This is a genomic window from Paenarthrobacter sp. TE4293 (assembly GCF_050435325.1).
Classification (GTDB): domain Bacteria; phylum Actinomycetota; class Actinomycetes; order Actinomycetales; family Micrococcaceae; genus Arthrobacter; species Arthrobacter nitroguajacolicus_C.
Genome location: NZ_JBNJRY010000011.1, coordinates 102,069 through 116,828 on the forward strand (window position 1 = coordinate 102,069; position 14,760 = coordinate 116,828).

A 14,760-nucleotide genomic window follows, 5' to 3' on the forward strand; every position below is an offset into this window, starting at 1 on the left:
GCTGTTTAAGCCGTTGAGGCCGGGTCAGTCCTGGTGGAGCTGAACGAAGTTGCCGCAACCGTCGTCGAAGACCGCGCTGATGCCCGAAGGATCTTCTGCAGGTTCATCCTTGAACGTCACACCGGCAGCCAGCAAACGCTCATACTCGGCGCGAACATCCGGTACGCCCAGGACGACTGCCGGCATCCCGGCCTCGTAGACGGCGTTCATGTAGTTCGCACCGATGGGGTTGTCGCTGGGCTCCAGCAGCAGTCCCGGGGAAGTGTCGTTGTCCGCGCCGGGATCTTTGATGATGAAGAGGTTGTACTCGGGCATGGCCATCAAGGTCTCGAAGCCCAACGTCCCGGTGTAAAAAGCGTGAGCCGTCGCCGGGTCCTTGACGTGGATGCTGCACATTTTCAATCTCATGCTGCCTAGGCTACGCCCCGGGTACGACACCCCCGGCCCTCGCCTCCACGCAAGGACTGGCGCATACTGAATTCAATGCAACGTGATGTCGCCTGGAGGTGGTCCGATGCCCGCCATGATGCTCCTGTGGGGCGTAGCTCTGGTTCTTGCGTGCGCAGCAACCACGTATGTCCTGCACAGGAAAATGACGGTTGGCCGCGGCCCCGAACCTGACGGAGTTTTCTGGGACCTGTTCGGGGGCTTGGTTGTCGTCATTCCCGCCGTCCTCGTGCCTGCGGTGCAGTGGCCGCCGGCTGGCCTCATCATGGTCTTCGTCGGCATTGCCACCACGGCAGCTACCGTGCTGAGCCTCCACAAAGTGGCACGGATCCACGCAGCTGAGCCCCGGCGTCGTGCTGGTTTCCTGGACGACGCCGCACGCCACCGGAACCTCATCGAGCAATGGCAGAGGTACGAACTCGACCCTGCAAGAACCATCGACTTCCCGGCCATGACGGACGTGAGGACTGCGGAAACCGCGGCGCTCACCCGGGCCATGCGCGAGGCCGAATACTGCAGGGTGACGGCCGGCACCGACTATCGTGCCGCCGTCGAGCGCCTCGCCGAAGCCCTCGGGGAAGCCGAACGCGCAGCCGGAGTACCAACCCCCACGCCGAGCTGAAACTACAGAACCTTGCCCTTGAAGAACTCAGGGCGCAACCGGTACATCACCAGCATGACCACAACGCCGAGCAGGATCACACCCATTCCCAGGACGAAAACCAGCCCCACACCGCCCACGGATGAGCCCGAACCGTATTCAGGATCCATCGAGTCCATGGCCGTCTTCACGAACATCACCAGCAGGATCACGCCGCCCACCAGCGGTGCCAGGAACTTGAAGAAGAAGGCACGGGCGCCGCGGAATGCCTCAGCCCGGAAGAACCAGACGCAGGCCAGCGCGGTAATGCCGTAGTAGAAGCAGATCATCATGCCCAGGGCGGTGATGGTGTCCCACAGCGCATTCTCGGACACCGTCCGGGTAATGACGTAGAACGCGGCAGCAGCAATAGCGGCCGCAATCGTGGCAAAACTGGGCGACTTGTATGTGGGGCTGATCTTGCCGAACTTGGGCGATATGGCGCGGTAGTGGCCCATGGCCAGCATGGTGCGGGCCGGCGAAACGAACGTCGACTGCAGCGAGGCTGCCGAGCTGCTCAGGATGGCCAGGGACATCAGGATCGCGAACGGGCCCATGACCGGGCCGGCCAGGACGGCGAAGATGCTGGACTGGTTCTCCGGGTTCCCGGCACCCAGCCCGGTCTCGCCAACGCCGGCGAAGGACAGGGTGGCCAGCGCAACCGTCATGTAGATGATCACGATAACCAACACAGTGATGGTCGCTGCGCGGCCAGGGGTCTTCTCCGGGTTCTTGGTTTCCTCGTTCATGGTCAGCGTGACGTCCCAGCCCCAGTAAATGAAGATCGAGAGCGACACGCCTGCGGCGAAGGAAGAGAAGGAGTCGACGGCGAAGGGGTTGAACCAGTCCGGTGAAATAGCCGTGGCATCAAAGGCGGTGCCGTTTGCTACATGCACGAATGCCGAGACGGCGAACCACCCAAGAACCAGCAGCTGGAAGGCCACCAGCACGTATTGCACACCCTTGGTGGTCTCCATGCCGCGGTAGGAAATCAAGCAGGCGACGGCGATAAACACCAACGTGGTGGCAATGTTCAACGGCAGGATCTTGCTGAGATCGGCCAGCTCCGGGTTGCTGAAGATCTGGGCAAGCATCAGGTAGAAAAAGTCCACCGCCACAGCCGCCAGGTTGGAGAGAACAATGATGGTGGCCGCGATCAGCCCCCAGCCGCCCATCCATCCGATCCACGGTCCAAAGGCGCGCGTCGCCCACGTGAAGGAGGTACCGGCGTCGGGCATTGCGTTGTTCAGTTCGCGGTAGCCAAGCGCCACCAGCAGCATCGGAATGAAGCCCACCAGGAAAATGGCAGGCAGGTGCACACCGACTTCGGACACAGTGGGGCCAAGGGCCGCGGTCAGCGTATAGGCGGGCGCGATACATGAAACGCCGATCACGACGGCGCCGATGAGGCCCACCGATCCGGCCTTCAGCCCCTTTTCACTCAGGGCTGGCGTTTCTTTCGACTGGACCGTCTTTGGTGCAGTTGACATGGGTTTTGCCTCTCAGGCGGTTGCTAGGCGCTTTGTCGCGTGTAGTCGCGGGGGACCACGATCATGGGTACGGGGAGGGCACGCAGGATCCGGTTCGCGGTGGTGCCAAGGAAAGTGGCCCGCTGCTGGGCCAGGCGGCTGGAACCGATCAGCAGGATTTCGCCGTCTTCCCAGTCGAGTCGATCAACAGCTTCTTCGATAGTGCGGCCTTGGGCCACAACGATCTCGGGTTCAGGCACGTCGGCAGCAGAACCAGCGGAGCCATCCGCGTCAGCGGAAATCCCGACGGCGGCAAGCCGGTCGGCGGCATGCACCCAGGCGGCGTCCAGCAGCTGGGGCGAGTCGCCGCCGTCGAGCGCCACCAGGGAGACGAGCCGCAGCGGAAGGCCACGGTCGCGCGCGGACTCAACGGCGACGTCGAGCAGTTCATCAGCGCCAGGGCGCGTCCCGAAGCCGCAGCTCATACGGGTGATCGGCTCGGTGCGGTGATAACCGTGGGGCGCCAAGGCGACTGGAACCGGCGAGGAATGGAGCAGGGAACTCGCCACGGAGCCAATGGTGAATCGCTTGAACAGGCCCCTGTTCGTGGCACCGATGACCAGTGCCGCCGCATCCATCTCCACGGCAGCAGCAATCAGGGTCTGCGCCTCGGAATCGCCGCGCCGAATGTGGGCGCGGGCGGTGACATCGTCCGGGACCAGGGCAAGGCCCTCATCCAGCCAGCGATGCGCCTGGTCATTAAGGATGTCGTCGTAGCCGGTCTCGGGCGGGTAAACGGCATTGAACGGAGAGTCCTCTGGGATCACCAGGACCAGGTCCAGGCTGACATCGTGGTTCCTGGCCAACGCGACGGCAAGGTGAACGGCATCGTGCCCCCTCGCGTTGGCGGTGTAGCCCACTACGTAGCGCATGGTGGTCCTTTCAGTGCTTAAACAGTGGAGCCGGCGGGCCGGGGAATGGTGCTCCCCCGGCCCGCCGGTGTGGTCGTCGCGGTGGTTAGACCGCTACCGAGGCCAGCTTGTTGGCTCCAACGATGCGGGCGGCGGTTGCCTGGCCCATGCGGACGGCGCCATCCACGTGCTGGTAGCCCTCGGCTGCCAGGTCCGAAGAGGACCAGTAGATCGGGCCGACGTTGGCGTGCTGGTCCTTGCCGTAGCGGTGCAGGCCACCGAGGTCGTAGCTGGAAGCGTAGGCGCCGCGGGTCCATTCTTCGGAGCCCCAGTCGGACTCGTAGTAAACCTCGGGGGTGAGGGCCTTGTCGCCCAGGAAGCCGGCGATGGATTCGAGGATGGCCTTCTTGCGGTCTTCGGCGCTGAGTTCGAAGACTGCGTCGGCCTTTTCGTCCGAAACGAAGCCCACCAGGGTGCCGCGGGTGTCGCCGTGGTTGGTGTTGTCGTAGACCTCCTGAACCAGTGCGCCGGCGCTGAAGCCGGTGCCGGAGAGTCCTTGTTCGCGCCAGAACGGCGTGTCGTAGACGGCGTGGACCTTGATGACCAGGCCCAGCGACTGGTGCTGGTGCATCTGGTGCTGGCGGCGCGGCAGCGGCGGGTCGAACGAGACGCGGGAGTAGAGGTTGGGCGGCACGGCCATGATCACAAAGCGTGCGTTGACGGTGGCCTGCTCGGACACGACGGTCACGTTGGTTTCTGCCCACTGGATGGTGCGGACCGGGCTGTTAAGCACCACGTCGTCGCCCAGCTCTGCTGCCTGGAGCAGCGAAACCTGCTGCATGCCGCCGATGACGCGCTTGTCCAGGATGAAGTCTTCGTCGGTCAGGTGGCTGAAGGACCCGGCGGAGGCGGCCATGAGTACTGCCTGCAGTGCGGAGAAGGCGTGTGCGGGCTTGGTGAGCATGCCGCCGGCGATGAAGAGGCCGATGTTGTTGCAGGCTTCCTCGTCGCTGGAGTTCTGGCGGAGCCAGTGGTGGAAGGAGATGGTGTCCAACTCGCGTGCCTTGGGGTGTGCCCAGGGTTCGGTGGGGCCAATCTCGGCAGCCAGCTCGTCCAGGATGGCGACGAGCTTGTCCATCTCGGCCTTGGTGGTCTCGTTTACCGGGAAAGTGTCACCGGTGTACTGGGTGCGCTTGCCGTCTGCGCCGATGTAGACGGACTCGCCGTCGCGGTAGCGCGAGTACATTTTGAGTCCGAGTTCGTCCAGCAGCTCCATGAGGGCCGTCTGGTCCGGAGAAACCCACTGGCCGCCGATTTCGAGCATGGCGCCATCGATGGTGTCGGTCCAGGTGCGGCCACCCACGCGGTCGCGTGCTTCAAGCACTGCAACGCTGAGTCCGGCCTTCTTCAGTTCGCGCGCGGCCGTCAACCCTGACGGTCCGGCGCCGACGATCACAACGTCGCGATCAAGATTCTGCATGTTGTCCTCTCCGTGGCCGTCCGTGGTGACTGACCAATAAATGAATGGCATTCATTTATAACCATAGTAGCGTTGGTGGCGGCACCTGTGAAGACCCGATGGAATAATGCTGGGGACACAGGCAGCAGAAAGGCCTCCGATGCCCGCACCCACCCCCGCTCCCTCCGCCAGTCCTGCGGGCTCTGTGCGCCGCCGCGCGGGTCGACCGACGGCGGCCGTCCTGGACCAGGACGGCATTACGACGGCGGCCCTCCAGTTGATCAGCGCCAAGGGTTACGACGGACTCACCATGGCGGCCCTCGCGCGTTCCCTGGGCGTCGCACCTTCTGCCTTGTACAACCACGTGGCCTCCAAGGATGACGTGTTGCTCCTGGTGGAGGACCACTTGGCGGCGATGGTGGATGTCTCCGCCTTCGGGGTGGAGCCGTGGGATGCCGCCGTGCGCCGCTGGGCATGGTCCTACCGGGATGTGTTCTCGGAGCATACGCCGCTGATCCCCGTGATTGCAGTGCTTCCGGTGGCAAATGCACCCAAGACTCTGGCGATGTACGAGGCCGTCACCGCAGGCTTCCGCGAGGCGGGGTTCCCGGAGGAGAAAATCATCTCGGCGATCGTCGCCTTGGAAGCCTTCGTGTTCGGCGCCGCTTACGATGTCAACGCGCCGGAGGATATTTTCGACGCCGGCAGGTTGGCTGACCAGGTCCCCAACTTCACTGCCGCCGTGGACCGGTTGGCTTTGGAACGGCACGCGCGTCCGACCGATGTTGCTTTCAGCCTGGGGCTTGAGGCGCTGATTACCGGGTTCGGTGCGCTGCGGGGGTAGGTTTCCTGGTGCAGGAGTGGCCGTCAGAGGCTCAGGTAGCGGGTTTCTATCGTGTTGTCGATGTAGGTCACTTCAACGGGAACGGGTTGGTCAGAGGAGTTTGTCAGTTCAGTGCCGGGAAACCAGAAGGCGAAGTGGCCTTTGGATACGGTGGCTGTGATCCGATCCCCAGTTGTCGCGGTGTAGGCGACAGCCACAACGTCAGTACCAACCTGTCCGGACGCCATTGAAAGCGGATTGTCTGCGATGACACCTGTTCCAAGTTGGGTGGCTCTGACTCCTCGGGGCGCGAGCAGCTGACCTTTGCCGGGCTTGCCAACTGAGCCGATGGATCCTCTTTTGAACCATAGGGCCGTTGTATCCGTGGTGCATGTTGCTTCGAAACCGTCAACTCCCGAGAGGACTACCGTGGTCCAGGAGCCACGCTTTTCAGCGATGGCGACTTCCGCCGCAGCCACGTCACTGGCGAACATGCCATCACCAACACCCTTACTTGAGCGGACGCAGTCCGAGACCGCGCTGTCTCGCTCCGTACCGATCAGTGTGCCAGGGGCTGCGGTCCACGTTGCAAAGGCCGGGTCTCCCCCTGAAAGTGCGGGCACGATGAAGAATCCGGCTGTGGTTGCCATAGCAACCGCACCCAAAGCGAGGGTTCGACGACGACGGCGGCTTGGGCGCGACGTCGTCGTTGTGTATCCCATAGGTCCAGCGCCGCTGCCCACAGAAGTCGGGTGGGACCTGAGAATCAGTTCCAGGTCGTTCTGCGAGCGACGCGCGTCGGGAGCTGTATTGCGCTCGGCTGCATCCATGGATCGCAGAAGTATGTCGATGTTCCGGCTGTTTTTCATGGTGTCGTGGCCTTTTCGGGAGATGTTGCCGGCGCTGGCGACTCGTTGCGGGGAGTGTGGCCAAGGAGTAGTCGGAGGGCTCGCCTTGCGCGGGTCAGGCGGAGCCGGAACGCGACAGGAGAAATACCCACCACATGTGCCGCTTGGGGTGCGGCCAGGTTCTCGAAGATCGCAAGCCCGAGAGTCTCTTGGTGGATTTCGGAGAGAAGGGCCCAGGCTCTGCCTAGATCAACGCGGCTGCTGACCAGGTCAGCGTGGGAATTATCGCTCTGAGACGTCACCGTTGCCTCGGCTAAGCGGACGCCCAGGGCCTGCCGTCGCTGTTCTCCTCGACGGGCATTCAACATGAGATTCCGCGTGATACCAAAGAGCCAGGCTCTTGCGTCCTCCTCGCGCTGAGGCGCTTCCGGGAACCGCCGCCAGACGATAAGGAATGCCTCAGCCACAACGTCCTCGGCGTTCGCCGCATCTGTTCGACGCTGAGCAAACTTCAGTACATCGAGGTAGGCGGATTCATAAAGCGCCCGGAAGGCCTCTTCCCGGTCCGGGGCTCTCGAAAGGTAGCTCATACCCTGTACCTGTCCGCCACGTACCTAAGTGTGTTGCAGCCGCTCGGGATATTCCCGCAACTTGATACGTCGTGCATTCCCGGCCTTGGTGGACGGGCAGAACTCCCCATGGCACTGCCACGGGCCGACGCCTACGATGACAGGGGGCCACTCGGTCCCTTCAGTCACTTTTTTGGGGAAAAGGACCTTACCCATGCCGTTGCCGCGACCTGCCGCCGACCATCCACTTCAAAGTTCACGGCAGGGGGTGTGGGCCATCCTGGTGGCCGTCGTCCTCGTGGCCGCGGGCCTCTTTACCGGTGCTGCGCCCGCCTCGGCCGCAACCTACACCTTCAAGGGAACAGTCAAGGGAAAACTGACGGCCACCGCAACGGCCACCCCGCTGGGGGACGTGTGGGTGGGGGCGTACACCAATGACGACCGGGCCGACCTCGTTGCCGGTGCCTGGTCTGCTCCCGATGGCTCCTACAGCTTCACCGTGCCGGCTGCCGGAAGCTACAAAATGTGGACTACCTGCAGCAGCGGACCCTGCTCGGCCACCTACGCTTCCGAGTGGAACGCGGACAAGTCCAGCTCCTACGGTTCGACGCCGGTTGCCGTCACCGATGCTGCCCCCACCACCGCGTACAACCCGCAACTGGAAGCCTTCGGCAGCATGACCGGCCGGGTCACCAATAAAGCCGGCCAGCCCGTGACAGCAGTGTCCGTCTCTGCCTCACCCAGCGGCGGCGGACAAGTGAGCAGCACCAAGCCTGATGCCAACGGCTACTTCACCCTCACCAAGATCCCGCCCAACCAGGCATACATCAGCGTCAGGGACGAGTCGGGCCAACGCCTCTACCTGGAGCAGTACTGGACCGGCACCGGGATGGTCGACACCTATACGGCGGCTACCGTACCGTCCGGAGTTGCATGGACCAATGTGAACTTCGTCCTCAAGGATGAAACCATCATCGAAGCTACGGTGACCGACACTGCTGGCTCGCCAATCGCCGACGTCGGCTACACCCCTTGGGTCTACAACGACGCAACGGGAACCTGGGACGGCCCCCAAATGGGCCCTCTTACCTCTGATGCGCAAGGCAAGATCTACTGGCGTATGACCGTGGGCAAGAAGTACAAACTCTGTGTCTCGGACAATGTCTACGAAGGCACGCCCCGCGACAAACGCTACAAGGCCGAGTGCTACGACAACACTCCCACCATGGACACAGCTACTGTCCTGACGGCGACCGCTGCCGGCCAGCGCGTGAAGCTGACCATGCAGCTGGACGTAGCGGGACTGTCATTGGCGCCCGGCAAGCCCTATGTCTACGGCTCGGCCCAGGCAGGGCAAACGCTCACCGTCGACCCCGGAGTGTGGGGCCCCGCTCCGGTGGCTCTGGCCTACCAGTGGCAACGTTCCAAGGACAACGCCCTCCCCCAGGACATTGCAGGTGCCACCGCAACTACCTATGTACCCACCGCCTCTGATGCCGGGTACGACATCTGGGCAAAAGTCACAGGCACAAAGACCGGGTACGTTCCGCACTATGACACGGTGCACGCCGGCAAATCGGGCGCCGACGCTGTCACAGCCTCCAAGCCTTTCACCATCTTGGGCACGCCCAGCGCCGGAAATACCCTGACCATTGACCACGGCACTTTGAATCCCGCGCCCGACTTCGGCCCGTACTACGACTGGTTCGTCAACGGCGTCCAGGATTACCGGTCGAACGCGAAAACTTTCGTCGTGCAGGCCTCAGACGCCGGTAAAAAAGTCACCGCCCGGCTCAGCGTCCACGACTGGCCGCTCCAGCCGTACTACGGTCAGGCCTCTGTCACTGTTGCTTCAGGGACCCTGACTGCGCCGGTCCCCACGGTTTCCGGGACGGCGAAGGTTGGTTCGGTGTTGACCGCTGTTCCCGGGACATGGGGACCCGCCCCGGTGACCCTGGCGTACCAGTGGCTGCGGAGTGGTGTTGCCGTAACCGGCGCTACCTCAGCTACGTACACCCTGGCTGCGGCTGACCTCGGCAAGACCATGACCGTCCGGGTGACCGGTTCAAAGACCGGATTTACGACGGCGGCGAAAACCTCCGCTGCGACACCCGTCGTGGCGGCGGGCACGTTGACTGCGCCGGTTCCCACGGTGTCCGGGACAGCGAAGGTCGGTTCGGTACTGACCGTTGTTCCAGGTGTGTGGGGACCTGCTCCGGTGAGCTTGGCATATCAGTGGTTCCGGAGTGGCGTTGCAGTGACCGGTGCAACGTCAGCCTCCTACACACTCGCTGCGGCTGACCTCGGCAAGACCATGACCGTCCGGGTGACCGGTTCAAAGACCGGATTTACGACGGCGGCGAAAACCTCCGCTGCGACAGCAGCCGTGGCAGTAGGCACGTTGACTGCACCGGTACCTACGGTATCGGGGACGGCAAAGGTTGGTTCGGCGCTGACCGCTGTTCCCGGGGCATGGGGGCCCGCTCCAGTGACGCTGGCGTATCAGTGGTTCCGGAGCGGAGTTGCAGTGACGGGAGCTACTTCGGCCACCTATACCTTGGCTGCGGCTGACCTCGGCAAGACCATGACAGTACAGGTCACCGGTTCAAAGACCGGATTTACGACGGCGGCGAAAACCTCCGCTGCGACCGCGGCCATCGCCGCAGGTACGTTGACTGCCCCGGTTCCCACCATCTCGGGCACCAAAACGGTGGGCAGCACGCTCACCGCGACCCCCGGCGCGTGGGGGCCAGCTCCCGTGGCGCTGACCTACCAGTGGTTCCGCGGAAGCGCCGCCATTTCGGGCGCCACTTCCGCGACGTACAAACTGGTTGCGGCCGACAAGGGAAGCGCCATCAAAGTACGCGTGACAGGCACCAAAACTGCTTACACGGCACTGGCCCGCTACTCTGCGGCCACCGCCCTGATCGGCTGAGCTGCCGACGCGATGTCCCTGGCATCGAGTAAGGACCCCGCAAGGCGATCGAGCTCGGTCACCACCAAGGTGCCGCCGTTGCGACAGGCGGCCAGGGCTTTGCCACCGCCGCGGGAAAAGGTGCGTTGAGTCTCCGATGGCACCTCGGCATGGTTGGCGCCTGTCGACGATTGAGGATTTTAGCCGGGAGGACTTCCTTTCCCAGCAGGCCATCAACGTCAACGCACCCTATTTCATCGTCAAGGAAGGACTGACCCGGATCGCTGACGGGGGGCGCATCATCAACATCTCCTCCGGCGTCACCCGTATAGCATTCCCGGAAATCATCGGTTACGCCCTCACCAAGGGAGCTATTGAAGCTTTCACCCTGACTCTGGCCAAACACCTCGGGCCCAGGGAAATCACCGTGAACTCTGTCGCCCCGCGTGTCGTGGACACAGACATCAACGCAGGCTGGCTCGGCGGCAACGAGGAAGCCCAGGCCGGCGTCGCTGCCAGCAGCGCCCTTGGCCGCGTGGGCCAGCCCGACGATATCGCAAGCATCGTAGCTTTCCTCGCCTCAGACGAAACGCGCTGGATCACCGGGCAGAAGATCGACGCCACCGGCGGCACCAACCTCTAACGCACCATCACTCTTTGGACGCCTGCCCGCGTTCGAAACACAGGCGCGGGGGGATTACCCGGGAGCCCTCAGGCGCAGCCGCATCACTCCAACACCACCGACCGCCCCACCTTCAGCCGCACCCCGTCCCCGTCATCTGGAACAGAACTCACAAACCACATCTTCCGAGGGATCACCGTCCCGACACCCGTGGTGTACGCCTCCACCACCAAGGCGGGCTTGCCGCCGTCGTCGACTATTTCAGCGGCGGCGGAAGCGCCGTCCGAAAACGTGATCACCAACGAAGGGCCGGCCCCTGCAGCCAAAAGGACAGCGCCCGGGAACAGATGGGTATGCGACGCCTTGGCACTGGTCACAACAAACCCCCAACTCTTGTAGTACAAGTTTAAAACTTGTATCCTAAGTGACAGGCAAAGATGCCGCACCCACTAGGAGAACCATGAGCACCGTCGATCTCATCCGCCACGTCAAGCTATCCACGGCACGTTTGCCCCTCACCGTACCCATCAGCGACGCGAAAGTCTTCACGGGCCGGCAGAAGCCCATGACTGAAGTGGTGTTCCTGTTTGCGGAGATCACCACGGAACAGGGCCACAGCGGCATCGGCTTCAGTTACTCCAAGCGCGCGGGCGGCCCCGCCCAGTACGCCCACGCGAAGGAAGTCGCAGAAGGCGTGATTGGCGAGGACCCCAACGACATCGGCAAGATCTACACCAAACTCCTCTGGGCGGGTGCCTCCGTTGGAAGGTCGGGCGTGGCAACACAGGCCCTCGCGGCCATCGACATCGCCCTCTACGACCTTAAAGCCAAGCGCGCCGGGCTCCCCCTGGCCAAGCTCCTGGGCTCGTACCGTGACTCCGTCCAGACCTACAACACCTCCGGCGGATTCCTCAACGCAACGCTGGACGAGGTCAAGGAACGCGCCACGCAATCCATCAACGACGGCATCGGCGGCATCAAGATCAAGGTCGGTTTGCCGGACTCCAAGGAGGATCTGCGCCGGGTGGCCGGAGTCCGCGAACACATCGGCTGGGACGTCCCGCTCATGGTGGACGCCAACCAGCAGTGGGACCGGGCCACGGCGCTGCGCATGGGCCGTCAATTCGAGGAATTCAACCTGATCTGGATCGAAGAGCCGCTGGACGCCTACGACTTCGAAGGCCACGCGCATTTGGCCCAGGTCCTGGGCACCCCCATCGCCACGGGCGAAATGCTCGCGTCCGTCGCGGAACACAAGGGCCTTATCAACGCCAACAGCTGCGACATCATCCAACCGGACGCACCCCGCGTCGGCGGCATCACCCAGTTCCTGCGCCTCGCGGCCCTCGCGGATGAACGCGGACTCGGCCTGGCCCCGCACTTCGCCATGGAGATCCACCTGCACCTGGCCGCCGCGTACCCACGCGAGCCGTGGGTGGAGCACTTCGACTGGCTCGACCCCTTGTTCGAGGAACGCCTGGAAACCAAAAACGGCCGCATGGTCGTCCCGGACCGCCTTGGTTTGGGCGTCACGCTCAGCGAGCAGGCCCGCGCGTGGACCACGGAATCAGTGGAGTTCGGCGCGTAATCTTGAACCCATGAGCCGAAACCTGACCGCGGATCTCGCCGCCGACCTTCGCACCCGCATCGTCGACGGCGTCATCCAACCAGGTGAGAAGCTCCCCAGCGAAAACACCCTCATCAGCGAGTTCGGGGTAAGTCGGACCGTGGTCCGCTCGGCCCTGACCCGGCTGCAAGCAGAGGGATTGGTGGAAACCGAACGCGGGCGGGGCAGCTTCGCGCTGACCCCACCTGCGGAAGGTCCCGCAGCAGCGCCGGGAACACGGCCCGTCTCCAGTATGGAAGACCGACTGCAGATGCTCGATTTCAGGATCGGCGTCGAGACCGAGGCCGCTGCTTTGGCCGCGAAAAACCACACCGAGCACCAACTCAAGGCGGTCCATGGCGCCTTGGAGCAGTTCACCGCGAGCTCAGGCCACCCGGCGCACTCCATGAAAGCGGACTTCGAGTTCCACCGCGCCGTGGCTGCAGCTACGGGCAACCCCTTTTATACGGACTGCATCTCCGCCCTGGGGCAAACCATGATCACCATGCCCCGCCCGCGCCTCGTCGCCAGCGAAGACCAGGACTCCCCCGAACGCTTCGCCCAGGTCGTCCACGAACACTCCTCTATATACGTCGCAATCGCCGAGGGCGACCAAGTAGCTGCCGCGGCAGCGATGCGCCTGCACCTGAGCAACTCACGACGCCGGTTCACCGGTTCCGCGCGCAGCTGACGGTTGAGCGCAGCTAACGGTTGAGCGAGGCGGCGGTGGAGCGAGGCGCCGCGCCCAACCAAGTGGGGCGGGCAGCCGGTTCGACACGCTACGTCGCCACTCTTATTACGGAGCAATAATTCGTCTTTCAGCGACTCCGTTTAACGAAATGGGAATCCCCACGACGCCGCGTTGAGAAGTGTTGATCGACATTTCAAGAAACTCGCATGTAAATTCCGAGTGCCGCTAACTTTTGAGGACCCAGTCAATTTGTGACCGGGATATCCATCAAAAGCCTTTGGGTGCTTCGCGCAGGAATGCCTTGTCATGCACCCGGACAGAGAGACGCCGGCATGACAACACAGCAACTCACCGAAGAACACACCTCCCTCCAGGGCTACGTCCGTGAACTCAGGCACAGGGTCCAAGGCATCGAGATCCTGGAGCCCGGCACCGGGACCACCCGCTACAGCCACGACGCTGCCACCGCTAAAACTGCAGCTGCCAGCGGGAACCCGGGCCCCGCCGTCGTGCTTCCCGCCGACGCCGCCGAGGTTCAGGCGGCGGTGAAACTGGCTGCGGAACTGGGAGTCACCGTAGTGCCGCGCGGCGCCGGAACGGGTCTGTCGGGCGGCGCCGCAGCAAGCGGCGACCAAGTGGTTGTTTCGACCGAAAAACTCACGCGCATCATCGAGGTATCCCCCTTGGATGAAGTGGCGGTAGTGGAACCTGGTCTCATCAACGCAGATCTGAACAGGCATCTCCAGCCATTTGGTCTTTTCTATGCCCCGGACCCGGCAAGCTTCGACATTTCCTCCATCGGCGGCAATATCGCCACCAATGCCGGCGGGCTCAGGTGCGCCAAATATGGCGTAACGCGCGAGTCAATCCTGTCGCTCGACGTCGTTCTCTCCGACGGCAGCCTGATTACAGTGGGACACCGCTCCATCAAGGGTGTCACGGGACTGGATCTGACCTCACTGTTTGTCGGTTCTGAGGGCATCCTCGGCATCGTCACGCGGGCCACAGTCCGCCTCCGCCCCATCCCTGTGGCCCGCAAGACCGTCAGCGCGTTCTTCAACAGCACAGCAGAGGGCACCCAAGGACTCGCGGCCATCACGCTGTCACCCGTCCGCCCTGCCGCCATCGAATTCTTCGACACCCCGAGCTTGGCCAACATCGACGCACATTCCGGAACCGCCTTGCGGGAACGGGGTGCCGCACTGATCCTCATCGAAATCGACGGCTATGGCATCGGCGACCAGGCCGCCGACCTGGCCACCGCACTCACCGCCGCCGGCGGGCGCGTAACCGTGGAGTCCGACGACGACGGCGCGCGGCTCTGGGAGCTTCGCCGCAGCGGCCGGGGCCTCCCGCAGGACAAGTGGTACATCGGCGAGGACATCGCCGTGCCCAAGTCCCAATTGCCCCAGGTCTACGCCGCCTTCCCCGCCCTGGAAGCGCGCTTCGGCGTGGACATCTCGGCCGTGTCGCACGCAGGCGACGGCAACCTCCACCCACTGATCACCAAGGACAAAACGCCCGACGACGGCGGGAACCCGCCCGAGTCCCTCGCCGAAGCTGCCACTGAACTCGTGAAAGTCGCGCTGTCACTGGGCGGCACTGTCACCGGGGAACACGGAGTAGGGACCATCAAACGCGAATGGGCAGCACTCGAACTCTCGGAGCGCAGCCGCGAGGTCCAGCACGCCATCAAGGCTGCCATCGATCCCCAGCAACTACTCAATCCCGGCAAGGCCATCTAGCCGCCCTGCCCACAGC

The 14,760-nt window shown here is 63.5% G+C and carries 14 protein-coding genes and 1 pseudogene; 7 read left to right on the top strand and 8 right to left on the bottom strand.

Annotated features, from left to right (window positions below; genetic code table 11):
- Window positions 1-24: 24 nt before the first annotated feature.
- On the bottom strand, window positions 25-408 hold the full coding sequence (locus tag QF015_RS19730; RefSeq protein ID WP_310208302.1) for a VOC family protein: 384 nt from the start codon (window positions 406-408) through the stop codon (window positions 25-27).
- A 106-nt stretch (window positions 409-514) separates the two neighbouring features.
- Here QF015_RS19730 and QF015_RS19735 point away from each other — a divergent pair, with 106 nt between their 5' ends.
- Entirely contained in the window at window positions 515-1,069 is a 555-nt protein-coding gene (locus QF015_RS19735; protein ID WP_429390504.1) for a hypothetical protein, read from the top strand.
- A gap of 2 nt (window positions 1,070-1,071) precedes the next feature.
- Here QF015_RS19735 and QF015_RS19740 read toward each other — a convergent pair whose 3' ends face one another.
- The 3 genes from QF015_RS19740 to QF015_RS19750 form a co-directional block, all read right to left on the bottom strand.
- On the bottom strand, window positions 1,072-2,577 hold the full coding sequence (locus QF015_RS19740) for an APC family permease (RefSeq protein ID WP_429390505.1): 1,506 nt from the start codon (window positions 2,575-2,577) through the stop codon (window positions 1,072-1,074).
- 23 nt (window positions 2,578-2,600) lie between these two features.
- A complete protein-coding gene (locus tag QF015_RS19745) occupies window positions 2,601-3,488 on the bottom strand; it encodes a universal stress protein (RefSeq protein WP_429390506.1) in 888 nt (295 codons plus the stop codon).
- A gap of 85 nt (window positions 3,489-3,573) precedes the next feature.
- Window positions 3,574-4,947: a flavin monoamine oxidase family protein gene (locus QF015_RS19750; protein ID WP_429390507.1), complete on the bottom strand. Its 1,374-nt coding sequence runs from the start codon at window positions 4,945-4,947 to the stop codon at window positions 3,574-3,576.
- Between the two features lie 106 nt (window positions 4,948-5,053).
- On the opposite strand from QF015_RS19750, the gene QF015_RS19755 reads away from it, so the two are divergent.
- Entirely contained in the window at window positions 5,054-5,770 is a 717-nt protein-coding gene (locus QF015_RS19755; RefSeq protein WP_310208289.1) for a TetR/AcrR family transcriptional regulator, read from the top strand.
- 23 nt (window positions 5,771-5,793) lie between these two features.
- Here the strand turns inward: QF015_RS19755 and QF015_RS19760 are convergent, their stop codons facing one another.
- Window positions 5,794-6,399 carry a hypothetical protein gene (locus QF015_RS19760; RefSeq protein ID WP_429390508.1) on the bottom strand — a complete coding sequence of 202 codons (606 nt, stop codon included), beginning with the start codon at window positions 6,397-6,399 and terminating at the stop codon, window positions 5,794-5,796.
- 215 nt (window positions 6,400-6,614) lie between these two features.
- Window positions 6,615-7,187 carry an RNA polymerase sigma factor gene (locus QF015_RS19765; protein WP_310208284.1) on the bottom strand — a complete coding sequence of 191 codons (573 nt, stop codon included), beginning with the start codon at window positions 7,185-7,187 and terminating at the stop codon, window positions 6,615-6,617.
- 193 nt (window positions 7,188-7,380) lie between these two features.
- On the opposite strand from QF015_RS19765, the gene QF015_RS19770 reads away from it, so the two are divergent.
- Entirely contained in the window at window positions 7,381-10,101 is a 2,721-nt protein-coding gene (locus QF015_RS19770) for a carboxypeptidase regulatory-like domain-containing protein (protein ID WP_429390509.1), read from the top strand.
- Between the two features lie 8 nt (window positions 10,102-10,109).
- On the opposite strand, the pseudogene QF015_RS19775 reads toward QF015_RS19770, so the two are convergent.
- Window positions 10,110-10,202: pseudogene (locus QF015_RS19775) on the bottom strand (recombinase family protein); the annotation flags it as partial.
- A 35-nt stretch (window positions 10,203-10,237) separates the two neighbouring features.
- On the opposite strand from QF015_RS19775, the gene QF015_RS19780 reads away from it, so the two are divergent.
- A complete protein-coding gene (locus QF015_RS19780) occupies window positions 10,238-10,723 on the top strand; it encodes an SDR family oxidoreductase (protein WP_429390510.1) in 486 nt (161 codons plus the stop codon).
- Between the two features lie 83 nt (window positions 10,724-10,806).
- Here QF015_RS19780 and QF015_RS19785 read toward each other — a convergent pair whose 3' ends face one another.
- Window positions 10,807-11,079: a hypothetical protein gene (locus QF015_RS19785; protein WP_310208276.1), complete on the bottom strand. Its 273-nt coding sequence runs from the start codon at window positions 11,077-11,079 to the stop codon at window positions 10,807-10,809.
- Window positions 11,080-11,162: 83 nt separating this feature from the next.
- On the opposite strand from QF015_RS19785, the gene QF015_RS19790 reads away from it, so the two are divergent.
- From QF015_RS19790 to QF015_RS19800, 3 genes are all read left to right on the top strand, one after another.
- A complete protein-coding gene (locus QF015_RS19790; protein ID WP_429390511.1) occupies window positions 11,163-12,290 on the top strand; it encodes an L-talarate/galactarate dehydratase in 1,128 nt (375 codons plus the stop codon).
- 10 nt (window positions 12,291-12,300) lie between these two features.
- On the top strand, window positions 12,301-12,999 hold the full coding sequence (locus tag QF015_RS19795) for a FadR/GntR family transcriptional regulator (RefSeq protein WP_429390512.1): 699 nt from the start codon (window positions 12,301-12,303) through the stop codon (window positions 12,997-12,999).
- A 332-nt stretch (window positions 13,000-13,331) separates the two neighbouring features.
- On the top strand, window positions 13,332-14,744 hold the full coding sequence (locus QF015_RS19800; protein WP_429390513.1) for an FAD-binding oxidoreductase: 1,413 nt from the start codon (window positions 13,332-13,334) through the stop codon (window positions 14,742-14,744).
- The last annotated feature ends 16 nt before the right edge of the window (window positions 14,745-14,760 follow it).

Coding starts and splice junctions, on each gene's coding strand:
- QF015_RS19740 (WP_429390505.1), bottom strand. CDS start 2,577: ATGTCAACTGCACCAAAGACGGTCCAGTCGAAAGAAACGCCAGCCCTG.
- QF015_RS19795 (WP_429390512.1), top strand. CDS start 12,301: ATGAGCCGAAACCTGACCGCGGATCTCGCCGCCGACCTTCGCACCCGC.
- QF015_RS19750 (WP_429390507.1), bottom strand. CDS start 4,947: ATGCAGAATCTTGATCGCGACGTTGTGATCGTCGGCGCCGGACCGTCA.
- QF015_RS19790 (WP_429390511.1), top strand. CDS start 11,163: ATGAGCACCGTCGATCTCATCCGCCACGTCAAGCTATCCACGGCACGT.
- QF015_RS19800 (WP_429390513.1), top strand. CDS start 13,332: ATGACAACACAGCAACTCACCGAAGAACACACCTCCCTCCAGGGCTAC.
- QF015_RS19755 (WP_310208289.1), top strand. CDS start 5,054: ATGCTGGGGACACAGGCAGCAGAAAGGCCTCCGATGCCCGCACCCACC.
- QF015_RS19760 (WP_429390508.1), bottom strand. CDS start 6,399: ATGGCAACCACAGCCGGATTCTTCATCGTGCCCGCACTTTCAGGGGGA.
- QF015_RS19735 (WP_429390504.1), top strand. CDS start 515: ATGCCCGCCATGATGCTCCTGTGGGGCGTAGCTCTGGTTCTTGCGTGC.
- QF015_RS19770 (WP_429390509.1), top strand. CDS start 7,381: ATGCCGTTGCCGCGACCTGCCGCCGACCATCCACTTCAAAGTTCACGG.
- QF015_RS19730 (WP_310208302.1), bottom strand. CDS start 408: ATGAGATTGAAAATGTGCAGCATCCACGTCAAGGACCCGGCGACGGCT.
- QF015_RS19780 (WP_429390510.1), top strand. CDS start 10,238: ATGGCACCTCGGCATGGTTGGCGCCTGTCGACGATTGAGGATTTTAGC.
- QF015_RS19765 (WP_310208284.1), bottom strand. CDS start 7,187: ATGAGCTACCTTTCGAGAGCCCCGGACCGGGAAGAGGCCTTCCGGGCG.
- QF015_RS19745 (WP_429390506.1), bottom strand. CDS start 3,488: ATGCGCTACGTAGTGGGCTACACCGCCAACGCGAGGGGGCACGATGCC.